Origin of the sequence: Herbaspirillum huttiense (genome assembly GCF_004367745.1) — a bacterium.
In the GTDB taxonomy this organism is placed as follows: Bacteria; Pseudomonadota; Gammaproteobacteria; order Burkholderiales; family Burkholderiaceae_D; genus Herbaspirillum; species Herbaspirillum huttiense.
In genome coordinates, this window is record NZ_CP037993.1 from 2,200,926 (window position 1) to 2,225,042 (window position 24,117).

At 62.1% G+C, this 24,117-nt stretch carries 23 protein-coding genes and 5 tRNA genes; 26 read left to right on the plus strand and 2 right to left on the minus strand.

All coding sequences use genetic code 11. The annotated features are described in order from the left end of the window. The first annotated feature begins 29 nt into the window (after nt 1–29). The 26 genes from fabF (at nt 30) to E2K99_RS09945 (ending at nt 21,813) form a co-directional block, all read left to right on the plus strand. Nucleotides 30–1,271 carry a beta-ketoacyl-ACP synthase II gene (fabF, locus tag E2K99_RS09820; RefSeq protein ID WP_039786392.1) on the plus strand — a complete coding sequence of 414 codons (1,242 nt, stop codon included), beginning with the start codon at nt 30–32 and terminating at the stop codon, nt 1,269–1,271. 88 nt (nt 1,272–1,359) lie between these two features. After that, complete coding sequence (locus E2K99_RS09825) at nt 1,360–1,857, plus strand: protein YgfX (protein ID WP_039786390.1); 498 nt, start codon at nt 1,360–1,362, stop codon at nt 1,855–1,857. A gap of 91 nt (nt 1,858–1,948) precedes the next feature. Continuing rightward, entirely contained in the window at nt 1,949–2,551 is a 603-nt protein-coding gene (gene rpoE / locus E2K99_RS09830; RefSeq protein WP_006463502.1) for an RNA polymerase sigma factor RpoE, read from the plus strand. Nucleotides 2,552–2,627: 76 nt separating this feature from the next. After that, nucleotides 2,628–3,320 carry a sigma-E factor negative regulatory protein gene (locus E2K99_RS09835; RefSeq protein WP_121039535.1) on the plus strand — a complete coding sequence of 231 codons (693 nt, stop codon included), beginning with the start codon at nt 2,628–2,630 and terminating at the stop codon, nt 3,318–3,320. 1 nt (nt 3,321) lies between these two features. Further along, nucleotides 3,322–4,368 (plus strand): MucB/RseB C-terminal domain-containing protein, encoded by a 1,047-nt coding sequence (locus tag E2K99_RS09840; RefSeq protein WP_134222095.1) that lies wholly within the window; start codon nt 3,322–3,324, stop codon nt 4,366–4,368. Nucleotides 4,369–4,382: 14 nt separating this feature from the next. After that, nucleotides 4,383–5,864, plus strand: coding sequence for a DegQ family serine endoprotease (locus E2K99_RS09845; protein WP_134222096.1), 1,482 nt, complete (start codon nt 4,383–4,385; stop codon nt 5,862–5,864). A gap of 121 nt (nt 5,865–5,985) precedes the next feature. Next, nucleotides 5,986–6,279 carry a glutaredoxin family protein gene (locus tag E2K99_RS09850; protein ID WP_134222097.1) on the plus strand — a complete coding sequence of 98 codons (294 nt, stop codon included), beginning with the start codon at nt 5,986–5,988 and terminating at the stop codon, nt 6,277–6,279. 164 nt (nt 6,280–6,443) lie between these two features. Then, entirely contained in the window at nt 6,444–8,237 is a 1,794-nt protein-coding gene (lepA, locus tag E2K99_RS09855; protein WP_121039547.1) for a translation elongation factor 4, read from the plus strand. A 1-nt stretch (nt 8,238) separates the two neighbouring features. After that, complete coding sequence (gene lepB / locus E2K99_RS09860) at nt 8,239–9,153, plus strand: signal peptidase I (RefSeq protein WP_121039550.1); 915 nt, start codon at nt 8,239–8,241, stop codon at nt 9,151–9,153. A 195-nt stretch (nt 9,154–9,348) separates the two neighbouring features. Continuing rightward, nucleotides 9,349–10,326, plus strand: coding sequence for a ribonuclease III (gene rnc / locus E2K99_RS09865; protein ID WP_134222098.1), 978 nt, complete (start codon nt 9,349–9,351; stop codon nt 10,324–10,326). Then, nucleotides 10,323–11,252: a GTPase Era gene (era, locus tag E2K99_RS09870; RefSeq protein WP_088753666.1), complete on the plus strand. Its 930-nt coding sequence runs from the start codon at nt 10,323–10,325 to the stop codon at nt 11,250–11,252. Before rnc ends, era begins: the two co-directional genes overlap by 4 nt. A gap of 101 nt (nt 11,253–11,353) precedes the next feature. Beyond that, nucleotides 11,354–12,205, plus strand: coding sequence for a DNA repair protein RecO (gene recO, locus E2K99_RS09875; RefSeq protein WP_134222099.1), 852 nt, complete (start codon nt 11,354–11,356; stop codon nt 12,203–12,205). A gap of 163 nt (nt 12,206–12,368) precedes the next feature. Beyond that, entirely contained in the window at nt 12,369–13,142 is a 774-nt protein-coding gene (gene pdxJ / locus E2K99_RS09880) for a pyridoxine 5'-phosphate synthase (RefSeq protein WP_134222100.1), read from the plus strand. A gap of 10 nt (nt 13,143–13,152) precedes the next feature. Continuing rightward, entirely contained in the window at nt 13,153–13,545 is a 393-nt protein-coding gene (gene acpS, locus E2K99_RS09885; RefSeq protein ID WP_088753669.1) for a holo-ACP synthase, read from the plus strand. After that, a complete protein-coding gene (gene nagZ / locus E2K99_RS09890; protein WP_134222101.1) occupies nt 13,542–14,570 on the plus strand; it encodes a beta-N-acetylhexosaminidase in 1,029 nt (342 codons plus the stop codon). The genes acpS and nagZ overlap by 4 nt, the downstream gene beginning before the upstream one ends. Before the next feature lie 17 nt (nt 14,571–14,587). Beyond that, complete coding sequence (gene uvrC, locus E2K99_RS09895) at nt 14,588–16,453, plus strand: excinuclease ABC subunit UvrC (protein ID WP_134222102.1); 1,866 nt, start codon at nt 14,588–14,590, stop codon at nt 16,451–16,453. A gap of 123 nt (nt 16,454–16,576) precedes the next feature. Beyond that, on the plus strand, nt 16,577–17,167 hold the full coding sequence (pgsA, locus tag E2K99_RS09900; protein WP_039786370.1) for a CDP-diacylglycerol--glycerol-3-phosphate 3-phosphatidyltransferase: 591 nt from the start codon (nt 16,577–16,579) through the stop codon (nt 17,165–17,167). Nucleotides 17,168–17,233: 66 nt separating this feature from the next. After that, nucleotides 17,234–17,309: transfer RNA gene (locus E2K99_RS09905), tRNA-Gly, on the plus strand. A 152-nt stretch (nt 17,310–17,461) separates the two neighbouring features. Beyond that, nucleotides 17,462–17,535, plus strand: a tRNA-Cys gene (locus E2K99_RS09910). A gap of 11 nt (nt 17,536–17,546) precedes the next feature. Further along, nucleotides 17,547–17,622 (plus strand) — tRNA-Gly (locus E2K99_RS09915). 53 nt (nt 17,623–17,675) lie between these two features. Next, nucleotides 17,676–17,751, plus strand: a tRNA-Gly gene (locus E2K99_RS09920). A 53-nt stretch (nt 17,752–17,804) separates the two neighbouring features. Next, a tRNA-Gly gene (locus E2K99_RS09925) sits at nt 17,805–17,880 on the plus strand. Nucleotides 17,881–18,207: 327 nt separating this feature from the next. Next, on the plus strand, nt 18,208–19,182 hold the full coding sequence (locus E2K99_RS09930) for a chemotaxis protein (protein ID WP_121039568.1): 975 nt from the start codon (nt 18,208–18,210) through the stop codon (nt 19,180–19,182). A gap of 152 nt (nt 19,183–19,334) precedes the next feature. Then, complete coding sequence (gene cobT / locus E2K99_RS09935) at nt 19,335–20,369, plus strand: nicotinate-nucleotide--dimethylbenzimidazole phosphoribosyltransferase (protein WP_134222103.1); 1,035 nt, start codon at nt 19,335–19,337, stop codon at nt 20,367–20,369. Continuing rightward, the gene (locus E2K99_RS09940) at nt 20,362–21,192 is read left to right on the plus strand and encodes an adenosylcobinamide-GDP ribazoletransferase (protein WP_134222104.1); all 831 of its coding nucleotides are present in this window, start codon (nt 20,362–20,364) and stop codon (nt 21,190–21,192) included. Before cobT ends, E2K99_RS09940 begins: the two co-directional genes overlap by 8 nt. A gap of 3 nt (nt 21,193–21,195) precedes the next feature. Next, nucleotides 21,196–21,813 (plus strand): histidine phosphatase family protein, encoded by a 618-nt coding sequence (locus tag E2K99_RS09945; protein WP_134222105.1) that lies wholly within the window; start codon nt 21,196–21,198, stop codon nt 21,811–21,813. On the opposite strand, the gene E2K99_RS09950 is transcribed toward E2K99_RS09945, so the two are convergent. Beyond that, nucleotides 21,810–22,457: a response regulator gene (locus E2K99_RS09950; RefSeq protein ID WP_134222106.1), complete on the minus strand. Its 648-nt coding sequence runs from the start codon at nt 22,455–22,457 to the stop codon at nt 21,810–21,812. The genes E2K99_RS09945 and E2K99_RS09950 overlap by 4 nt on opposite strands. Further along, nucleotides 22,450–23,841 (minus strand): cache domain-containing protein, encoded by a 1,392-nt coding sequence (locus tag E2K99_RS09955; RefSeq protein ID WP_134222107.1) that lies wholly within the window; start codon nt 23,839–23,841, stop codon nt 22,450–22,452. Before E2K99_RS09955 ends, E2K99_RS09950 begins: the two co-directional genes overlap by 8 nt. Between the last annotated feature and the right edge of the window lie 276 nt (nt 23,842–24,117).

Below are 24,117 nucleotides of genomic sequence, written 5' to 3' on the forward strand. Positions count from 1 at the left end.
GGCTTTGGTCAAAGTTTCAGGAGAATTGCTTGAGCCGCACTCGTGAACGTCGTGTAGTCATTACCGGCCTGGGATGCATCTCGCCTGTCGGCAACAACGTCGCCGATACGTGGAGTGCCATCAAGGAAGGCAAGTCCGGCATCGCTACCGTCACCAAGTTCGACGCAACCCCCTTCACCACGCACTTCGCCGGTGAAGTCAAGGGCTTCAATATCGAGGATTACATCCCCGCCAAGGAAGCGCGTCATATGGATACCTTCATCCACTTCGGCATGGCCGCCGGTATCCAGGCCATCCAGGACAGTGGATTGACGGTTACGGATGAGAATGCCGAGCGCATTGGCGTCATGATCGGTTCGGGCATCGGCGGCTTGCCGCTGATCGAAGAAACCCACGCCGAACTGACCAACCGTGGTCCGCGCCGCATCAGCCCCTTCTTCATTCCGGCCTCGATCATCAACATGATCTCGGGCAACTTGTCCATCAAGTTCGGTCTGAAGGGCCCCAACCTGGCGATCGTCACCGCCTGCACCACCGGCCTGCATTGCATCGGCTCTGCCGCACGCATGATCATGTACGGCGATGCGGATGTGATGGTGGCCGGCGGCGCTGAATCCAGCGTTTCGCCGCTGGGTATCGGTGGCTTCGCTTCGGCGCGCGCACTGTCGACCCGCAACGACGATCCCGCGACTGCGTCCCGCCCTTGGGACAAGGATCGCGACGGCTTCGTGCTGGGCGAGGGTGCCGGCGTGATGGTGCTCGAAGAGTACGAACACGCCAAGGCCCGTGGCGCCAAGATCTATGCAGAACTGCTCGGCTTCGGCATGAGTGGCGATGCCTACCACATGACTGCGCCCAACCTGGATGGTCCGCGCCGCTGCGTGCTCAATGCACTGCGCGATGCGGGCGTCAATCCGGATGAAGTGCAGTACCTGAACGCGCACGGTACGTCGACCCCCCTGGGCGACAAGAACGAATCCGACGCGATCAAGGCCGCATTCGGCGACCATGCTTACAAGATGGTTGTCAATTCGACCAAATCCATGACCGGTCACCTTCTGGGTGGTGCCGGTGGCCTGGAAACGGTGTTGACCGTGCTGGCAGTGCACAATCAGGTGTCGCCGCCGACGATGAACATCTTCAACCAGGATCCGGAGTGCGATCTGGATTACTGCGCCAACCAGGCGCGGGATATGAAGATCGATATTGCCGTCAAGAACTCCTTCGGGTTCGGCGGCACCAACGGTACCCTGGTCATCGGCAAGATGTAAAATGCAAGACCCGGCTTCCTTACCGAAGCCGGGTTTGTCGTTTTTATGCTGCCCGTTGTTGCGGGTGCGCCTTGCTTCCGGGTATCTCATGTCGATCGCCGTTTCCGCAGATATCAAACCTTCCCGCTTGTTGCTGCTGGTGACGGCTTTCGCTTGCCTGTGCGTGGCCCTGACGGGTGTGGTGCTGGCGTTCGGGATGCCGGGTTCGCTGTCCTGGGTGGCGCGCATCGCGCTGGCCATGGCCTGCATCCTCGCTGCCGCACTGGCCCTGGTGCTGGTGTTGCGTGATCGCAAAGTCATTTGGTTGCACATTTCCGGCACCGGGCAGATCCGCGTGGTGGAACACTTGCTGCCCTCGGCGCGCGCCAAGCCGCAGGTGATGAAGGCCGGACTGGCCCAGCTGCTGGCCGGCAGCACCATCTGGCCGGGCATGCTGTTCCTGCGCCTGCGGCTGGAAAACGGCAAGATACGTACCATCCCCATCCTCACGGATTCCGTCTCTGAAGATACATTCCGTGCACTTTCCGTGGCGTGCCGCTGGCTGATCAGTCACAATACGGCCAAGGCAAGACTGCTGGAAAAATGAGGCCGTCGGGCTTGAAAATTGCCGAGCTGGAAGCATCTGCCAAAGGCAATGACGATAAAACAACACGGCCATAAAAAACAAGGAATCCGGTTTGACGACAGAACGCGAAATAGACCAACAGCTTGTTGAGCGCGTCCAGCGTGGCGACAAGAAGGCGTTCGAGCTATTGGTAGTCAAGTATCAACGCAAGCTGATGCGCCTGGTGTCACGCCTGGTGCGTGACCAGGCCGAAGCCGAAGACGTGGTGCAGGAAGCCTTCATCAAGGCTTATCGCGCGCTGCCGCAATTCCGCGGCGATTCGGCCTTCTATACCTGGCTTTACCGCATCGGCATCAACACTGCCAAGAACTATTTGGTCACCATGGGGCGCAGAGCGCCAACTTCGACAGAAGCAGATGCAGAAGAAGCTGAAACTTTTGACGATGCAGACCATCTGAGGGACATCAACACTCCAGAGTCGATGTTGGCCACCAAGCAGATTGCTCAGACGGTCAATGTGGCGATGGAGGCATTGCCGGAAGAATTACGTACTGCCATCACGTTGCGCGAGATCGAGGGGTTGAGCTACGACGAGATTGCAGATGCGATGAATTGTCCGATCGGCACCGTGCGCAGCCGCATTTTCCGCGCCCGGGAAGCTATTGCCGAGAAGCTGCGTCCATTGCTGGATACGGCAGCGGACAAGCGCTGGTAATGAGGCCACAAGCCTGTTGTTAAAAAGAAAATAATAAAGCGGGTATGGAACTAAGATATTTGCCGGGTGACTGCACATGGATACCAAAGTAACGACCAAAGAACAGATCTCAGCCCTCGCCGATGGTGAGCTGAGCACTGAAGAAATGACCCTTGCCTTCGCGGCCCTGCGTTCTTCCAAGGACGCCCAGGACGCTTGGGAGGATTACCATCGCATCGGCGAGGTGCTGCGTTCGGAGGAGATGGATGTCTCCCTGAGTGCCGGCTTCTCGGCCAAGATGAGCGCGCTGCTCGATGCCGAACCGACCATCGTTGCCCCGCAGGCCGCAGTGGCCGAGCCGGTCAAGGCAGCCGCGGCCGCTCCGGTGGTGCAAGCTGTGGCGGCTGCCAATGGCGACCATCGCGCGAGCCGTCCAGGCCGCCTGGTGCGTTTCCTGATGCCTAGCGCCGCAGCGGCTGCTGCTGCCGTGGCTGCCGTGTTCGTGGCCATGCCGCAGCAAGCGGTGGTGACGGCGGACGCCAAAGTGGCTGCACCGGTGGCCCAGGTGGCGTCGGCTCCGGTCAATGTGCCTTCGGCCATTGCTACCGTGGCTGACACCAACGGCAATCCGCAGAACGTGAATCAACTGAGCTCGCTGGCCCAGCAGGGTGAAGTCAAGCGCGATCCGCGCATCGACGACTATCTGTTCGCTCACCAGCGCTTCTCGCCTTCCTACAGTTCGGCGCAATACGCCCGTTCCGCAGCTTTCTCCTCGGACGCAGACAAGTAAGATGCATCTGACGGGGCGTCTGTACGGCGTACTGTGCTTGCTGGCCACGTTGTTAGGGTTCTCCTTGACGCCATCCGCTCAAGCGGCGGATGGCGTTTCTACAACTGCGGCCAGTGAAGCCACCACTTCTTCCGCATTGCTGGCGCAATTGCAAAAAATGCAAGCTGCCGCCCAGCGTCTCAATTACTCAGGCAGTTTCGTCTACCAGCAGGCGGCGCAGATGCGCAGCTCGCGGGTCACCCATGTGGTAGCCGGCAAGAGCGAGCTGGAAAAGCTGGAGCTCCTCGATGGCAAGCCGCGTGAATTCGTGCGCGACAACGAGGATGTGGCCAGCTATGACCCCGACCAGCGCATCGTGCGCCGGGAAAAACGGGTCACGCGCGACACCTTCCCGGCCATCGTCGATGCGCGCCCGGAGGATCTGGCGCGCTTCTACCGGCTGCAGTCCGATGGCGATGAACGTGTGGCCGGCCGCAGCTGCCAGGCCATCGTGCTGGCACCGCGCGACAAGCTGCGCTACGGCTACCGTTTCTGTGCCGATCAGGCCACCGGCCTGCTCTTGCGCGCGCAGACGCTGGATGGCCGCGGCGAGGTGATCGAACAGATCGCCTTTACCCAGATCGACATCGGGGGGATTGATCGTGCCCGGGTCAACCCCACTTACAAGGACACGCGCGGTTGGCGCGTCGAGAAGGCGGCCCTGGTGCCGGCCGACCTGTCGGCCTGGCAAATCACGCCGCCGCCGGGTTTCCGGAAGATCCAGCAGGTGCGGCGCGTGATTTCCGATAGTGGTGAAGCGGGTGCGGCACCGGCACAGAACCGTCCGGCTGAGCGCGAAGTCTCGCAGATCGTGTTTTCAGACGGGCTGGCGGCCATTTCGGTCTTCATCGAGCCGGGCAACCAGGGCCGGGAAGAGGGTACGATACAACAGGGTGCCATGAACATCCTGGGCCGACGCCAGGGCGATTACTGGCTGACCGTCGTTGGAGAAGTGCCCGCCGCTGCAATCCGTCAGGTAGCCAATTCCATTGAACTGAAATCCAAATAAAAGAGACCGTTGCAATGACTCCCATGAAGAACACTCTTGCCGGCGCCTTGCTGGCCGCGTCCGTCTTTGCTGCAGCACCGGCCGTGCAGGCCGCGCCTCCCGTGGCTTCGCCCACGGTGGCGGCCCTGCCTGACTTCGCTGACATCGTCGAGCGCACCGGTCCGGCGGTGGTGAATATTCGTACTACCGAGCGCGTACGCCAGAATGCCCAGGGGCAGGGTGGCGGCATGGATGATCCGGAAATGCAGGAATTCTTCCGCCGCTTCTTCGGTATTCCCATCCCGCGTCAGCAGCAGCCGGGTACCCCGCGCGGCAATGGCAAGCAGGGTGGCCAGGGCCAGCAGGAAGAAGTGCCGCGTGGCGTGGGCTCGGGCTTCATCATCTCGGCCGATGGTTTCATCATGACCAATGCGCACGTGGTGGATGGGGCCAGCGAGGTCTACGTGACCCTGACCGACAAACGTGAATTCAAGGCCAGGATCGTGGGTTCGGATACCCGCACCGACGTGGCAGTGCTCAAGATCGATGGCAGCAACCTGCCGCGCCTGAACATGGGCGACTCCGACAAGATCCGTGTCGGTGAGTGGGTGCTGGCCATCGGCTCGCCCTTCGGCCTGGAAAATACCGTGACCGCCGGCATCGTCTCGGCCAAGGCGCGTGACACTGGCGACTATCTGCCGCTGATCCAGACCGACGTGGCGGTCAACCCGGGCAACTCGGGTGGTCCGCTGATCAACCTCAAGGGTGAAGTGGTCGGCATCAATTCGCAGATTTACAGCCGCTCCGGCGGCTTCATGGGGATCTCCTTCGCGGTACCCATCGATGAGGCGCTGCGAGTAGCCGACCAGCTCAAGGCCAGCGGACGCGTCACGCGCGGCCGTATCGGCGTGCAGATCGGTGAAGTGACCAAGGATGTGGCCGAATCGCTGGGCCTGGCCCGCGCGCAAGGCGCGCTGGTGCAACGCGTGGAAGCCGGTGGCCCGGCTGACAAGGCGGGCCTGGAGGCGGGTGACATCATCCTGAAATACAACGGTGCAGCCATCGAGCGACCGAGCGACCTGCCGCGCATGGTCGGTGCCACCAAGCCGGGAGCCAAGGCCACCGTCAATATCTGGCGCAAGGGCAGCGCCCGCGACGTCAGCGTGACAGTGGTCGAGCTGGAAGCCGACAAGCCCAAGCAGGCCGAGGAAAAGAAGGCCAAGCCCGACAACACCCCCAACTCCCTGGGCCTGGTGGTGAGCGACCTGAGTGATGCGCAGAAGAAGGAGCTGAAGGTCGACAACGGCGTGCTGGTGGAAAACGTCAGCGGTGCCGCTGCCGCCGCCGGCATCCGTCCGGGCGACGTGATCCAGCGCCTCAACGAGGTCGATGTCAACGACAGCAAGCAGTTCGGCCAGCTGGTGGCCAAGCTCGATGCCAAGAAGCGGGCTGCGGTGCTGGTGCGCCGTGGTGACTCTTCGCAGTTCGTGCCGCTGCGTCCGAACGGCGGCAACTGAAGCCGGGCCATTTTTCCGTAAAATTGCCTGATACTTCAGCATGAAGGCTGCGGCTCCTTGGGGCCGCAGCCTTTTTCCTTGGTTCGCGTCGGGCTGAGGGAAGAAACTTTCATATGAGCCTATGACCACCCCTTCTTCGCCCTCAGCCGCAGGGCAAGCCTTGCACTTCATCATCTATTCGCGCAGCTACTGCCACCTGTGCGAAGACCTGCGTGACGCCTTGCGCCAGGCACTGGGCGAGATCCCGGCCGTGATCGAGATGGTCGATGTGGATGCCGATGAGGCGCTGGTGGCGCGTTACGATGAGCTGGTGCCGGTGCTGATGGGGCAGGGCAGTAATGGTCAGTGGCAGGAGTTGTGCCATTACCATCTGGACAAGGCGCGCCTGCAGGCATTTGTTGCTGAAATGAAATAAGTTGTGTTGTCGCAGCCAAGTCCGGCTGCACGGCCTGGCACCGGAAAGTCGGGCTTGTCCCTGTGAATTCCGGTAAAATGCCGGGTCGAATAAGCTGTTGCAAAGGCGCTCGGCTGGGCAAAGCCCGCTACAGAGCGCCTTTTTTCATCGTTTCCAGTCTGTTAATGAACAATATCCGTAATTTCTCGATCATCGCCCACATCGATCACGGCAAGTCTACGCTCGCCGACCGCATCATCCAGTTGTGCGGGGGCTTGTCCAACCGCGAGATGGAAGCCCAGGTGCTGGATTCGATGGATATCGAGCGCGAGCGCGGCATCACCATCAAGGCCCAGACCGCAGCCCTGGCCTACAAGGCCAAGGATGGCCAGATCTACAACCTCAACCTGATTGACACCCCGGGGCACGTCGACTTCAGCTATGAAGTCTCGCGCTCTCTGTCGGCCTGCGAAGGCGCGCTGCTGGTGGTCGACGCCTCCCAAGGCGTGGAAGCGCAGACGGTGGCCAACTGCTACACCGCCCTGGACCTGGGCGTGGAAGTGGTGCCGGTCTTGAACAAGATCGACCTGCCCTCCGCTGATCCGGACAACGCCAAGAGCGAGATCGAAGACGTGATCGGCATCGACGCCTCCGACGCCACTCCCTGCTCGGCCAAGACCGGCCTGGGCGTGGAAGACGTACTCGAAGCCATCGTGGCCAAGGTGCCGGCCCCCAAGGGTGACCCGGATGCACCGCTGCAGGCGCTGATCATTGATTCCTGGTTCGACAACTACGTCGGCGTGGTCATGCTGGTGCGCATCGTCAATGGCACCTTGCGTCCCAAGGACAAGATCCTGCTGATGGCCACCGAGACCCAGTACCTGACCGAAAGCATTGGCGTGTTCACGCCCAAGTCGCAATCGCGCGACTCCCTGACGGCAGGGCAGGTCGGTTTCGTCATCGCCGGCATCAAGGAACTGAAGTCCGCGCGCGTGGGTGACACCATCACCCTGGCCGGCAAGCCGGCACCCGCGCCGCTGCCTGGCTTCAAGGAAGTGCAGCCGCAGGTGTTTGCGGGCCTGTTCCCGGTGGAAGCCAACCAGTACGACGCCCTGCGCGACTCGCTGGAAAAATTGAAGCTCAATGACGCCGCCCTGATGTACGAGCCGGAAGTTTCGCAGGCGCTGGGCTTCGGCTTCCGCTGCGGCTTCCTGGGCCTGCTGCACATGGAAATCGTGCAGGAACGCCTGGAGCGCGAGTTCGACATGGACCTCATCACCACCGCGCCGACGGTGGTGTACGAAGTGCAGCAGCGCGACGGCACCATGCTGATGGTGGACAACCCGTCGAAGATGCCGGAAGTCTCCAAGATCGAGGAAATCCGTGAACCCATCGTCACCGTCAACCTGTACATGCCGCAGGAATACGTAGGCTCGGTCATCACCCTGTGCACGCAGAAGCGCGGCATCCAGATGAACATGAGCTATCACGGCAAGCAGGTGCAGCTGACCTATGAAATGCCGATGGCCGAAATCGTGCTGGACTTCTTCGATCGCCTCAAGTCCACCTCGCGCGGCTATGCCTCCATGGACTACGAGTTCAAGGAATACCGTGCGGCAGACGTGGTCAAGGTCGACATGCTGATCAACAGCGAAAAGGTCGATGCGCTGGCCATCATCGTGCACCGTGCCGCAGCCCAGATCCGCGGTCGCCAGGTGGCGGCCAAGATGCGCGAACTGATCCCGCGCCAGATGTTCGACGTGGCGATCCAGGCGGCTATCGGTGCCACCATCATTTCGCGTGAAAACGTCAAGGCCATGCGCAAGAACGTGCTGGCCAAGTGCTACGGCGGCGACATCTCGCGCAAGCGCAAGCTGCTCGAAAAGCAGAAGGCCGGCAAGAAGCGCATGAAGCAGGTGGGCTCGGTCGAAATTCCGCAGGAAGCATTCCTGGCAATCTTACAAGTGGACGATAAATAACATGCAGGCTTTGTTGGGCAACTTCGCACTCATTCTGTTCGTGCTGATGCTGGTGACCGGCGTGATCTGGTTCGCCGACACCTTCTTCCTCTCCAAGCAGCGCCGCGCCCGCGCCGACGCCGCCCTGGCCGAGTTCGACGCCGCTGTCGCGCGCGACCAGGCGCAAGGCGTCAAGCGTGACGGTACCGTCGCCACCGCCCGTGCCGACCTGCAGGCGCGCCACCTGAAGCAGCCGGCCTGGATCGAATATTCCGGCAGCTTCTTCCCGGTGATCGCACTGGTGTTCTGCCTGCGCTCATTCCTGTATGAGCCGTTCAAGATTCCGTCCAGCTCGATGGTGCCGACGCTGCTGGTGGGCGACCTGATCCTGGTGAACAAATTCACCTACGGTATCCGCCTGCCCATCATCAACAAGAAGATCATCGAAGTGAACCAGCCGCAGCGCGGCGACGTCATGGTCTTCAAGTACCCGAAGGACATGTCGGTGGACTACATCAAGCGCGTGGTGGGCGTGCCTGGTGATAAAATAGTCTATAAAAACAAGCGCTTAACGGTTAATGGTGAACAAATTTCTTACAAAGCGCTGCCGGATTATCTGGATGACGAAAATCTGACGTACTATAAGCAATGGCAGGAAAACCTGACCGGCGTGGAGCACAAGATTCTCACTGATGAGCGTGCTCCCAACTTCGTGCCCAATCCCGATGCCTTCCCGCATCATGAGCTGTGCACCTACAACGCCGAAGGTTTCGCCTGCACGGTGCCGCCGGGTGAATATTTCATGATGGGCGACAACCGGGACAACAGCCTCGACAGTCGCTACTGGGGCTTCGTGCCGGACCAGAACATCGTTGGCAAGGCCTTCTTTGTCTGGATGAACCTGGGCGATATCAAGCGGATCGGCAGCTTCCACTAAGAGCGCGCCGCATCCTGGTCCAGCAGCTTGCGCAGTTTCTGCAGTTTCCAATTGGCAACTTTGCATTGTGGAGGCAGACCCGGAGCAGTTTTCAGCTTTGCTTTGAACCGATCCCGCTGACTGGTCAGGCTGGTAATCCCCGATCCACGCGCCACTGCGCGTATCGGGGCGGCAGACTGAATGACGGATGAAAAAATGGATCCTCAACTCTTGCAACAACGGCTAGGCCACCCATTCAAGGATGCTTCGCTCCTGCAGCAGGCCTTGACCCACCGTAGCCATAGCGCCTTGCATAACGAGCGGCTGGAATTCCTCGGCGATTCGGTGCTGAACTGCGTGGTGGCCTCGCTGCTCTTCGAACGCTACGACAAGATCGACGAAGGCGACCTCTCGCGCCTGCGCGCCAACCTGGTCAAGCAGCAATCCCTGTATGAAATCGCCCAGCGGCTGGAGCTCTCACAGTTCCTGCGCCTGGGTGAAGGCGAACTCAAATCCGGCGGCTTCCGCCGTCCCTCGATCCTGGCCGATACGCTGGAGGCGCTCTTTGGCGCGATCTTCCTCGATTCCGGTTTCGAGGCAGCGCGTGCGGTGATTCGCTCGCTCTATGTCCCGGTACTGGAACACGTCGATCCCAAGACCCTGGGCAAGGATGCCAAGACCTTGCTGCAGGAGTTTTTGCAGGGCAAGAAGATCCCGCTGCCGCAGTACAACGTCATCGCCACCCATGGTGCGGCCCACAGTCAGGAATTCGAGATCGAATGCCTGGTGCCCAAGCTGGACATCCAGGTCTTCGGCACCGGCGGCAGCCGCCGCGCCGGCGAGCAGGCCGCCGCCAAGTTGGCCCTGGAAGCGGTGCAGCTGGCACTGGCCAAGACCCCGTCTGCCGGCCGCAAGCCGCGTGCCCGCACCACCCAGCTGAAACTGGCCGGCATCGCCACCATCCAGCCGGACGCCCCCGAGCACGATGCGGGCAAGGGCAATCGTCCCGACGCCTCAACGGCCAATGGCAGCAAGCCTGCCAAGCCAGCCAAGGAGCTGAAGGAACCCAAGGAACAGAAGGGCGCGCCGGTTGCGGCGCGCAACGAAGGCAAGACCACCGGCGACCGCACTGAAACGGCCGCAGCAGAACCCATTTCGGCGGCTTCATCCGCCTCGCAATCCAGAACAGCATGACAGATTCCCCCATGGCCGACGACGCGTCGGCACAGACCCCCGAGAGCGATTACCGTTGCGGCTACATCGCCATCGTCGGTCGTCCCAACGTTGGCAAGTCGACCCTCATGAACGTGCTGGTCGGCGCCAAGGTCAGCATCACTTCGCGCAAGGCCCAGACCACGCGCCACCGCATCACCGGCATCCAGACCATCGAGAACACCCAGTATGTCTACGTCGACACGCCGGGCTTCCAGACGCGTCACAGCAATGCCCTCAACAAGACCCTGAACCGCACCGTCACCAACACCCTGACGGCGTCGGACGTGATCCTGTTCGTGATCGAAGCCGGTACCTTCGGCCCGGCCGACAAGCAGGTGCTCGATCTCCTGCCGGCCAACGTGCCCTGCATCCTGGTGTTGAACAAGGCCGACCGCAACAAGGACAAGACCACGCTCATGCCCTTCGCCCGCGAAGTGGCTTCGCACCATGATTTCGCCGCCGTGGTGCCGGTCTCGGCCAAGCAGCGCTTCCAGCTCGATCGCCTGCAGGAAGAAGTGCGCAAGCTGCTGCCGCAGAATCCGCCGATGTTCGACGAAGACGACATCACCGACCGCAGCGAGAAATTCCTGGCCTCCGAAATCGTGCGCGAGAAGGTGTTCCGCTTTGTCGGTGAAGAATTGCCCTACACCAGCACGGTCCTGATCGAGAAGTTCGAGCAGGAAGGCAACCTGCGCCGCATCTTCGCGGCCATCCTGGTCGAACGCGACACCCACAAGGCCATGGTGATCGGCCAGAAGGGCGCGCGCCTGAAGGAAATTTCCACGCAGGCGCGCCTGGACATGGAGCGCCTCTTCGGTGGTCCGGTCTACCTGGAGATCTGGGTCAAGGTCAAATCGGGCTGGGCCGACAACGAAGCCGGCCTGCGCGCCTACGGCTACGAGTGAGCCCGCGTGCGGCCTTCTGCGGGCTGCGCGCAATCCCTGCATAATCATGGCATTACGCCGCGCCCCAACGACGTGGCTTCACGCATTCAGGACGGATATCCATGACCACCATGCTCAACGAACCCCAGCTCGACGGCCAGGTAGCTGATCAGGCCGCGCCGGTCGCGCCCCAGGCACCGGCCAAGGCCCCGGCGCGCAAGCCGGCCGCGCCCCGTGCGCGCAGCCGCGCGGTGCCGGAGAAGGAGCACAAGGTCCTGGCGCAGCCGGGCTTCGTGCTGCACAGCTATCCCTACAAGGAAACCAGCCTGATCATCGACGTGTTCTCCCGGGATCACGGCCGTATCGCCTTGGTGGCCAAGGGGGCCAAGCGTCCGCATTCCAAACTGCGTGGAGCCTTGCAGACCTTCCAGCCGCTCTCGCTGTCGTGGAGCGGCAAGTCCGAAGTGCGCACGCTGACCGATGCCGAATGGGTAGGCGGCCTGCTGCCGCTGGAAAAATCGGCACTGCTGTGCGGTTTCTACCTCAATGAATTGCTGGTCAAGCTGCTGGCGCGCGAAGATGCGCACCCGGCGCTGTTCGACCATTACGTGGCCACCCTCAACAAGCTGGCCCATGGCGAAAACGCCCCCATCGTGCTGCGCCAGTTCGAACGCATCCTGTTGAAGCAAACCGGCGTGGCCGGCAACTGGAGCCATTGCGTGACCAGCGGCAAGACCGTGCAGCCCGATGGCATCTACGTCGTCGATCCGGAGCAGGGCACGCGTCCTGAACGCATTTCCGACCGTGCACCCAAGGTCTCCGGCAAGACGCTGCTGGACATGGAACGCGAAGACTACAGCGACCCCACCACGCAATTGCAGAGCAAGTTCCTGATGCGCTACCTGCTGTCGCATCACCTGGGCGGTGCGCAGCTGAACACGCGTCAGATCCTGATCGACCTGATGCAGCTGTGATGCTGCGGCGGCTCCTTTGCCGCCGGCCAGAACATGCTGCCACTTGATCCCGTCTGTTCCCGCGTGCGATTCCGAGCCGCTACAATCCAGAACTGGCTGCACGGTTCTTCACGTGCAGCCTTGAGCACATCCCGACATCATTCCAACGAAGCTTCCTGACACCATGAGTTTCCTGCAGCCTGCCGGCCCGGTCATCGACCTGGGCATCAACATCGATCACGTCGCCACCTTGCGCAATGCGCGCGGCACTCGTTACCCCGATCCCATCCGCGCCGCGCTGGAAGCCGAGGAAGCCGGTGCCGATGCCATCACCCTGCACCTGCGTGAAGACCGCCGCCACATCCGCGATGAAGACGTCAAGGCCATCCGCCCGCTGCTGCAGACGCGCATGAATCTGGAAGCCGCCGTCACCAAAGAAATGATCGATTTCGCCTGTGGCATCCAGCCGCAGGATGCCTGCCTGGTGCCGGAGAAGCGTACCGAAGTCACCACCGAAGGCGGCCTGGACGTGCGCGGCCATTTTGCCGACGTGCAGGCGGCGATCCGCCAGTTGCAGCAGGAGAGCATTCGCGTCTCTTTGTTCATTGATCCGGATGTCGAGCAGATCCAGGCCGCCGCAGAATCGGGCGCCCCCGTCATCGAGCTTCATACCGGCCGTTATGCCGATGCCACCAGCGAGCGTGAACAGCAGGAAGAGCTGGAGCGCATCCGCATCGCCGTGCAGGCTGGCGTCAAGCTCGGCCTGAAGGTCAATGCCGGCCACGGGCTGCATTACACCAACGTCCAGGCCATCGCCGCCATTCCCGAGATCGCTGAGCTGAACATCGGCCACGCCGTGGTTGCCCATGCGGTCTTTGCCGGCTGGCGCAATGCGGTCTCCGAGATGAAGGCCATCATGGTCAAGGCCCGCCTGGACGCCCTGAAGGCCAAGGCTTGAGGCGCGCCGCATGATTTACGGCATCGGTACCGACATCCTCCAGATCTCGCGCCTGGAGGCGACCCTGGGACGTCACGGCGACCGCTTCGCCGCCAAGATCCTGGGCCCGCAGGAAATGGAAAAATACCTGCGCCGCAAAGCCAAGGTGGAAGCGCGCGGCGTGCGCTTCCTGGCCACCCGCTTCGCCGCCAAGGAAGCCTTTTCCAAGGCCATCGGCATGGGCATGCGCATGCCCATGACCTGGCGTGCCATGCAGGTATTGAACGCGCCCAGCGGCAAGCCGGTGGTGGTCTGCAGCGGCGCCTTGCAAGAATGGATGGAAGAGCAGGGGCTGAGCGCCCAGGTTTCCGTCACCGACGAAGTGGAATACGCCGTCGCCTTTGTCATCGTGGAGAAGTCATGAATCAAGCCGTCAAGCCGCTCGGTCCGGTGATGCTGGACGTGGTCGGCACCACGCTGGACGCCGCCGATATCGCGCGCCTCCAGCACCCGCTGACGGGCGGGGTCATCCTGTTTGCCCGCAACTATGAAAACCGTGCGCAGCTGGTCGCGCTGACCGATGCCATTCGCCAGGCGCGCCCCGGCATCCTGATCGCCGTGGACCACGAAGGCGGCCGCGTGCAGCGTTTCCGCACCGATGGTTTTACGCGTCTGCCGGCCATGGGCCAGCTCGGCCAGCTCTGGGATCGCGACGTGCTGCAAGCCACCAAGGTGGCCACGGCCACCGGCTTCGTGCTGGCCGCCGAACTGCGCGCCTGTGGCATCGACCTGTCGTTTACGCCCGTGCTCGATCTCGATTACGGTGTCTCCAGCGTCATCGGCGATCGTTCCTTCCATCGCGATCCGCGCGTGGTCACGCTCATGGCCAAGAGCCTCAATCACGGCCTGGCGCTGGCGGGCATGGCCAATTGCGGCAAGCATTTCCCCGGCCATGGTTTCGTCACGGCCGACTCTCACGTGGCCATTCCGGTCGATGAGCGCGGCCTCGACGAGATCCTCGGCGACGATGCCACCCCTTATGACTGGCTGGGCATGAGCCTGGCCGCCGTGATGCCGGCGCACGTCATCTACCCCAAGGTGGATGCGCAACCAGCCGGTTTCTCCAAGGTCTGGCTGTCGATGCTGCGCGAGCGTTTCGGTTTCCAGGGGGTGATCTTCAGTGATGACCTCAGCATGCACGGTGCCAGTGTCGCCGGTGGTCCGCTGCAGGCGGCACAGGCGGCACTGGATGCAGGCTGCGATGTGGCGCTGATCTGCAATTCGCCGGACAAGGCCGACGCCATTCTCGCCGGTCTCAAGGGCGGCACCGACGCCGCCTCCGCCGCGCGCCGCGCGACCTTGCTGCCCTGTGGCGAGGCGCTGGCCTGGGATGCGCTGCAAACCGATCCGCGTTACCTGGCTGCCCGCGCGCTGGTGCAGTCGCTGTAAGTCTTTCGCTTTCGTTCATGTCCGAAATTCCAGTACCCCCGCTCCCCGACCCGCGTGAAGTCGTGCTGGAGACGGTTGCCCGGCTGCCGCACCTGCCGGGTGTCTATCGCTACTTCGACGCTGAAGACAACGTGCTCTACGTGGGCAAGGCGCGCGACCTCAAGAAGCGCGTCTCCAGCTATTTCCAGAAGACCCTGACCAGCCCGCGCATCGCCATGATGGTCGAGCGCATCGCGCGTCTGGAAACCACGGTCACCCGCAGCGAGGCCGAAGCGCTGCTGCTGGAAAACAATCTCATCAAGACGCTGCGTCCGCGCTTCAACATCCTCTTTCGCGACGACAAGTCCTATCCCTACCTGAAGATCACCGGCCACGCCTTTCCGCGCATGGCCTACTATCGCGGCGCGGTGGACAAGCGCAGCCAGTATTTCGGCCCGTTCCCCAATGCAGGGGCCGTGAAGGAATCGATTCAGATCCTGCAGAAGGTGTTCCTGCTGCGCACCTGCGAAGACACCGTCTTCACCAACCGCACGCGGCCTTGCCTGCTGCACCAGATCCACCGCTGCAGCGGTCCCTGCGTGAACCTGGTCAGTCGCGAGGATTACGCGCTCGACGTGGAGAATGCCTCCAAATTCCTGCGCGGCCGCCAGAGCGAAGTGATGGAAGCGCTGGAGCAGAAGATGCACGCCTTCGCCGCCGACCTGAAGTTCGAACAGGCCGCTGCCGTGCGCGACCAGATCGGTTCGCTCTCCAGCGTCCTGCACCAGCAGAGCATGGAGACGGTCAGCGATGCCGACATCGACATCATCGCCGTGACGGTGCAGGGCGGACGTGCCTGCGTGAATCTGGCGATGGTGCGCGGCGGCCGCCATCTCGGGGATCGCGCCTATTTCCCCACGCACGTGGATGATGCGATGGAGACCGCCGAGGAGAGCATCGAGGTTGAAGTGCTCAAGGCCTTCCTTGCCCAGCACTACATCGACAAGTTCATTCCCGGCTCGCTCATCGTGGGTACCGAGTTCGATGATCCGGCGCTGATGATGGCCTTGATGGAGCAGTGCGGCCACCGCATCACGCTGACCTTCCAGCCGCAGGGGCAACGCCGCCAGTGGCTGGAAATGGCCGCCAAGGGGGCTGAGATCGCACTGGCGCGCCTGCTGTCCGAGCAAGGCTCGCAGCAGGCCCGCACGCGTGCCTTGGCTGAGGTGCTGGAGCTGGAACGTGAAGATCTGGACGAACTGCGCGCCGAATGCTTCGACATCAGCCACACGCAAGGTGAAGCTACGCAAGCCTCGTGCGTCGTGTTCCATCACCATGCGATGCAGAACGGTGAATATCGCCGCTACAACATCAACGACATCACGCCCGGCGATGACTACGCCGCCATGCGCCAGGTACTCACGCGCCGCTACGAGAAGGTGGCCAATGGCGAAGGCGTTATGCCGGATATCGTCCTCATCGACGGCGGCAAAGGCCAGGTCGAGATGGCGCGTCAGGTGCTGACCGAACTGGGCCTGGACATCAGCCTCATCGTCGGCGTAGCCAAAGGGGAAGGGCGCAAGGTCGGCCTGGAAACCCTGGTCTTCGCCGATGGCCGTGCGCCCAAGGAACTGGGCAAGGAATCGGCTGCACTGATGCTGATCGCCCAGATTCGCGACGAAGCACACCGCTTCGCCATCACCGGCATGCGCGCCAAGCGCGCCAAGGCACGTCAGACCTCGCGCCTGGAAGAGATCGAGGGTATCGGTGCCAAGCGCCGCCAGCGCCTGCTGGTGCGCTTCGGGGGGCTGCGCGGGGTGGTCGATGCCAGCGTGGATGACCTGGCTTCCGTCGAAGGCATCTCGCGCCAGCTGGCCGAAGAAATCTACCGCCAGTTGCACTGAGTTCGTTCACTCGGCTGACCCGTTGCTGCGCGTGCCGACGTAAAGGCGGGCGCAGCAGGGGGCGACTCTGCTACTATTCGGTAAATTTTTTTTCGTGTACGCCGCTCCAACCCTCCAAGACGTATGCCTTTCAATATTCCGATTCTGCTGACCTGGTTGCGGGTGGCGCTCATTCCTCTGGTCGTCGGGGTCTACTACCTGCCTGAGATTGGCCTGAACCGCTACGAGCAAGGCATCGCCGCCACGGCCGTGTTCATCGTCGCGGCCGCCACCGACTGGTTCGATGGTTTCCTGGCGCGCCGCTGGAATCAGACCTCCGCCTTTGGTGCTTTCCTCGATCCCGTGGCCGACAAGCTGATGGTGACCGGTGCCTTGCTGGTGCTGGTGCATCTGGACCGTGTCCATCCGGTGATCGCCTTCATCATCATCGGCCGCGAGATCGCCATCTCTGCGCTGCGTGAATGGATGGCCCAGATCGGCGCCTCCAAGTCGGTGGCGGTCAGTTCGCTGGGCAAGATCAAGACCACTGCACAGATGATCGCCATCCCCATGCTGCTCTACTACGACAGCCTGTTCGGCTTCATCGATACCCGACTGTGGGGCAGCCTGCTGCTGCTGGTGGCAGCGGTGTTGACGGTGTGGTCGATGCTGTACTACCTGCGCAGGGCGATGCCGATGATCAGGGAAGCCGATGCCGGGAACAGAAAAAAATAATTAAATAATTAAGATCGATAGTTGACAAATACCAACGCTGCCTTATAATAGCGTTCTGTTTTCGATGCGGGAGTAGCTCAGTTGGTAGAGCGATACCTTGCCAAGGTATAGGTCGAGAGTTCGAGACTCTTCTCCCGCTCCAAGTTACTTGGAAAAAAGGAAGCCTGAACAAGCTTCCTTTTTTTATTGTGATAGGTGAGCGAGCATTGAAAGTTTGGCTGCGGCGCAAGTCGAAAAAAGTCAAAAAAGATGTTTGCAAACAACACGTGTTTTAGGTAGTATGCGTGTCCCCAAGGCGGGGTAGCAAAGTGGTTATGCAGCGGCCTGCAAAGCCGTCTACGCCGGTTCGATCCCGACCCCCGCCTCCAAAACGCTCCATGCGGGAGTAGCTCAGTTGGTAGAGCGATACCTTGCCAAGGTATAGGTCGAGAGTTCGAGACTCTTCTCCCGCTCCAGATTCAAGGCAGGCAGCTTCGGCTTCCTGCAGCAGTAAAGTGGTGGTTCCCATGCGGGAGTAGCTCAGTTGGTAGAGCGATACCTTGCCAAGGTATAGGTCGAGAGTTCGAGACTCTTCTCCCGCTCCAGTTTCAAACCAGGCAGCTTCGGCAGCCTGTGGCAGTAGATGTAAAAGTCCCATGCGGGAGTAGCTCAGTTGGTAGAGCGATACCTTGCCAAGGTATAGGTCGAGAGTTCGAGACTCTTCTCCCGCTCCAAATTGAAAGAGGAAGCCTTCGGGCTTCCTCTTTTCATTTCTGCGCCGCATGTCCTGTTTTTTCCTGCAGGCAAGCCGGCCATTCCCCGCGTCTGCTACATATTGTTTACGCGCCTGTTTTTTTCTCACCGTGCCGCCGCTTCGGTCCAGACGGGACGGTGCGTCTCTCCTGGCGCGGCCAGCGTGGTATTTCGGTACTCGCGGCATGGGCAAAGATCAAAAATGTCGGCTATAGGCGATTGCCTGATTGCCACGGCCATGTTTCCCCACTACATTGCTGAGTCAGGCTTTTCGCCTGTCACCATCATTTGCATCCGGGGGAGGGGGCATGGACAATTTTCAGAAAGAGATTGACGAAAGAACCAATCTCACCGCATCCAACAAGTTCGAGCTGCTGTTGTTCCGTCTGGGCGCGGATCCACATGGCGAGCGCTCCGAGCTGTTTGGCATCAACGTCTTCAAGATCCGCGAAATCGTGCCCATGCCGCCTGTGACCAAGGCGGCCGGTACGCAATCGCCGATGCTGGGCATGGTCAACATCCGCGGCCAGATCATTTCGGTGATCGACTTGCCGGCCGTGGTGGGCTGTGTGCCCAAGACCGGCCTCAACATCCTGCTGGTCACCGAATACGCGCGCAGCACGCAGGCCTTTGCGGTCGAGTCGGTGGACGAGATCGTGCGCCTGGAATGGAGCCAGGTCCTGTCGGCGGAAACCAGCAGTGGTGGCGCCTTCGTCACCAGCATCGCGCGCCTCGACCAGGACAAGGACACCAGCCGCCTGGCCCAGGTGCTGGACGTGGAGCAGATCCTGCACGAGATCATGCCCAGCGACCGCAACATGAAGATGGAAAATCTGGAAAAGAGCGCCGGCCATGGCATGCGCCCCGGTGCGGTGGCCATTGCCGCCGACGATTCCAAGGTGGCCCGTTCGCTCATCGAGCAGGGCTTGCGCGCCATGGAGATTCCCTTCGAGATGCATGTCACCGGCAAGGATGCCTGGGACAAGATCCAGAAACTGGCCAAGGAAGCACGCGCCGAGGGCAAGCCGATTTCCGACAAGATCTCCTTCGTGCTGACCGACCTTGAAATGCCGGAAATGGATGGTTTTACGCTCACCCGCAACATCAAGCGCGAGGATTTCCTGAAGAACATCCCGGTCATCATCCACTCCTCGCTGTCCGGCTCGGCAAACGAGGACCACGTCAAGAGCGTGGGCGGGGATGCCTACGTTGCCAAGTTCGAAGCCAATGAACTGGCCTCGACCATCTTCGGCGTGCTCGACCGCGCTGCAGCCAAGGCCTGAGGTACTACACACGCTGCACGCATCATCAAGGGAGCCTCCGGGCTCCCTTTCTTTTTGTTCTCGCCGTTATCTGTCCTGCCGCAGCCAGCGGCGATCTCGTATACTGGCGCTCCCTTGATCCTGCCGCAGTCAGCGGCGCAGAGCCTTTCCTCATGCAGATTCCCGCCATTGCCTCCCCGTTCGATGCCAGTCTGGCCGCTCGGCTGGAAGCGCGCATCAATGACAAGACCAAGCCTCTCGGCAGCCTGGGTGCGCTGGAACGCCTGGCGCGCCAGATCGGCCTGATCCAGGGCAGCGACCATCCGGTGCTGCGCCAGAGTGCCATCGTGGTCTGTGCCGGAGACCATGGCGTCACCGCAGAAGGCATCTCGGCCTACCCGCAAAGCGTGACCTGGCAGATGGTGGAGAACTTCCTGGCCGGAGGTGCCGCGATCAACATCTTCGCGCGCCAGAATGAATGTGCGCTGTATATCGTCGATACCGGCGTCAATCACGATTTCGGCCCGCGCGACGGCCTGCTGGACCGCAAGATCGCCCCCGGTACCGCCAACTTCTGCCAAGGCCCGGCGATGACGGCGCAGCAATGCCAGGCTGCGCTGCAGGCTGGCCTCCAGTTCGCTGAATCGCTGCAGGCCGATGTGCTGGGCTTTGGTGAAATGGGAATCGGCAATACCACCGCCGCCGCTGCATTGATGGCCGCCTTTACGGGCGTGCCGGTGCAAGAGTGCGTCGGGGCCGGCACCGGCCTCGATGCCCAAGGCGTCGCCCGCAAGGCCGATGCGGTGACGCGTGCGCTGCGCCTGCATGCGCAAGCGAGCGCACCGCTGGAGCGACTGGCGGCCCTGGGCGGCTTCGAGATCGCCTTCATGACGGGGGCCATGCTCGGTGCGGCACAGCGCCGCAAGGTCATACTGATCGATGGCTTCATCGTCACCTCAGCCCTGCTGGTGGCAGCCGCCTTGCAGCCGGCCGTGCTGGAGTACTGCGTGTTCTCGCATTGCTCGGATGAGGCCGGCCATCGCCGCATGCTGCAGTACCTGGGTGCCACGCCCCTGATGCAGCTGGACCTGCGCCTGGGCGAGGGCACCGGCGCCGCACTGGCCTTGCCGCTGCTGCGTGCGGCGGTCAATTTCCTGGAACGCATGGCGACCTTCTCCTCGGCCAGCGTCAGTGAAAAGCATGTCTGAAAAAGACTTCACATCACCGCCACCGCCCCGCAACGACGGCCTGCTGTACCAGCTGCGCCTGTTCTTCACGGCGCTGCAATTCTTCACACGGCTTCCTATCCCGCGCTGGGTGGGCTTCCAGCCGCAATGGCTGCAGCATGCCACGCGCTATTTCCCGCTGGTCGGCTGGATCGTGGCCTGGGCCTGCGCCCTGGTCTACCTGCTGGCCGTGCAGTTCTGGCCGCAGATGGTGGCGGTGCTGCTGTCCACTGCAGCCGGGATCTGGCTCACCGGCGCCTTTCATGAGGATGGTTTTGCCGATGTCTGCGATGGCCTCGGTGGCGCAGTCAGCCGCGAACGTGCGCTGGAGATCATGCGGGATTCGCGCCTGGGCAGTTATGGCGTGATCGGTATCGTCGCGCTGTTGCTGACCAAACTGGCGGCCTTGCAGGCGCTGCTGCCGTTGCAGGTGCTGGCCGTGCTGGGGATGGCGCATCCGCTGTCGCGCTGGCTGGCCACTTGTCTCATCTGGCGCATGGAATACGTGCGCGAAGAGGGCAAGGTCAAGCCGCTGGCGCAGCAGATGCGGCAGGGCGAATTCCTGCTGGCGACCTTGTTTGCGGTGCTGCCGGTGATCGGGGTGATCGCGCTGGGCATGATGTCCTGGCAGCGCATTGCCGTCGGCGTGGTGCTGGCAGCCGTGGCGACGCTCTGGCTGGCCGCGCGGTTCCGGCGTCGCCTCGGCGGCTATACGGGGGATTGCCTGGGCGCGGTTCAACAGTTGAGCGAGACCGCCTTTTATCTCGGTGCGCTTGCCTCGCTGCCGTCCTGGTGGAATCCCTGAGCCATGCTGTTGCAGTTGATTCGCCATCCCCAGCCGCTGGTGGACAAGACCACCTGCTATGGACGCAGCGATATCGCGGTCGCGCCCGAGATGCTGGCGCAGAGCGTGGCGCAACTATTGCCCCAGTTGCAGGCGCTGCCGCCTGATTGGCCGCTGGTGAGCAGTCCGCTGCAGCGCTGCGCGCAGCTGGCGCAGTCCCTTGCGCAGGCCATGCATCGACCGGCACCGGACGTGGATCCGCGGCTGCAGGAAATGGATTTCGGAAAGTGGGAGCTGCGCCCCTGGGATGACATCCCCTGGGCCGAGGTCGAGGCCTGGAATGCCGATCTTGTGCATTACGCACCCGGCGGCGGCGAGACATTGACCGGGGTGGCAAGCCGCATGTGGCAAGCCTTCAACGACCTGCTGGCCACGCCCGCCGAAGGCGTCATCGTGATTTGTCATGCCGGTACCATCCGCATGCTGCACGCCTGCGCCGCATGGCGTGCAGGGCAGGGGGAGACTGCCCGGCCCGATGCCGCAGCCCTCAGTGACATCGCCCTGCGTGCCGCAGCCCATCGCGCCGAGATCCCCCATGCCCGCCTGCTCGCACTGGACGTCTCCGTCAGTCCGAAGCGCTAGCCTGCCCCGCGCGACTCCACCGCAAATTTGATCAGTTCAGCCTGGCCATCGATATTGAGCTTGCGCTTGATGTTGAGCCGATGGGTTTCCACCGTGCGTACGCTCAGGTCCAGTTCGCGGGCAATCTGCTTGTTGGATTCGCCATTGGCGATGTGCTGCAGCACCTCGCGTTCACGCTGCGTGAGCAACTCGCGCACTGGCAGCGGCTGGGTCAGCTGGCGCGCCAGTGCGGCGCTGTAGTAGATCCCGCCCGAACGCACCGTTTCGATGGCATGCACGATGTCCTGGCTGGGTGCGTCCTTGAGGACATAGCCGCGCGCACCGGCCTGGATCGATTGCATCACGTACTCGGCCTTGTCATGCATGCTCAGGATCAGCACCGCAATCTCCGGATGCAGCGCATGAAAGCGCGCCGTCAGCTCGATGCCGTTGATGCCGCGCATGTTGATGTCCATCAGCGTGAGATCGATTTGATGCTGTGCAGCGGCGACCAATGCTTCCTCGGCATTGCCGGCCTCGGCCACCACTTCCAGTCCGGGCACGGTTTCCAGTCGTGCGCGCAAGCCGTCGCGCACCAGCGGATGATCGTCGATGAGCATGATGCGCGTCGTGGCAGGGGCGATGGGCGGGGTGGTATCAGACATGGGGCGAAGGGAAGAGAGAAGAGCGGGGAATGATGGCGCTGATGCTGGTGCCGGCAGCCGATGAATCGATGCCCAGTTCGCCACCCACGGCTTCCATGCGCTCGCGCATGTTGCGCAGGCCGATACCATGGCGCGAATGATCGTCGACTTGGCCGGGATCGAAGCCGCTGCCGTTGTCTTGCACCTGCAGCATCAGCAGGTTGTGGCCGTCATAGAGACGCATGCGGATCTGGCTGGCGTTTGCGTGACGCGCGATGTTGGTCAGTGCCTCCTGCGCCACCCGAAACAGCACGGTGTTGACCACGTCCGAGAGCGCCGCACCATCCTCGCGCTGACGCTCGTGCTCGAAGACGATCTGGGTCTGCGGACTGCTTTCGCGCCACTCACCGCACAGGTGTTCCAGAGCCGCCGCCAGTCCGAGATCATCGAGGATGGCCGGCCGCAAATCATGCGAGATGCGGCGCACTTCGGCCAGCACGCCGTTGATCTGGGTGGCGGTCTTTTCAAAGCCGGCGCGGGCCGCTGCCGCCTGTTCGGGTGTGCCGCGCAGGCGTTCCAGTGCGGCTTCGATTTGTAGTTTGATGGAGACCAGCCACTGGCTGATGCCGTCGTGCAGGTCGCGCGAGAGGCGCGCGCGTTCTTCTTCCTGCGAACGCACCACGCGCTGGGCCAGCTGGCGCAGCTTGGCATCGGCCACGCGATGCTCGCTCAGGTTCAGCAGCAGGCCGGCCAGTCCCACCGCCAGCGCGCTGGACAACGCGATGATCGCAATCAACAGCATGGTCTGATGCAGGTAGCCGGAATTCTGGTGATCGACCTGGGCCAGTGCCGCTTCCACATCATCCAGATAGATGCCGGTGCCGATCACCCAGCCCCAGCGCGGCAGGGCGATCACGTAGCCCAGCTTGGGTGCCACCGTCTTGCTGGACGGCTTGCGCCACAGATAGCGTTCGAAACCGCCGCCCTGATGGGCGCGTTCGATCAGATGCCGGATGGTCGGGCTGCCGGAGTCATCGCGCCAGTCCCACATCTCGCGTCCCACCAGTTCCGGCTGGCGCGGATGCATGATGCTGCGGCCCTGGTCGTCGTAGACGAAGAAATAGCCATCGTCCCCGAAGGCCAGGTCGGACAGGATGCACCGGGCTTCTTCCTTGATGGCATCATCGGTGCGTCCGGTGTCGTAGAGATGGGCCAGCGCATGCCGGGCCAGATCCACATAGTGGCGCAGCTCGGTATTCTTGCTGGCCAGGTAGGCGGCCTCGATGGTGGAACGCTGCTGGCGCGCCAGTTCCACCGCCTGGTAACGCACCACCAGCGCGATGGCCGCAAAGGCCAGGCACAGCGGGACGATGGCGAGGAAGATGATTTTCTGGCGCAGTTTCATGCCCGCGATTCTACCCAAAGCCTCTGGGTGCCCGCGTAAATCTTCATATCGTTTTCCCGCCGCTTATCACCCCGAAAGAAAATCCCTTCACCCTGCGTAATTCTACGTAGCGGCTCTGCGTAGTGCTGCGCTTGTGGGGCAGGAGGGGCATGCCGATACTGGCGGGCATCCTGCGCAGTGCGTCCGTTCGATCGGTTTCATTCACGTGGACCCGGACGGGGACGCACTGACGACAACAAGATTTCCCACAACAATTCATATCCGCAAGGAGGAGAA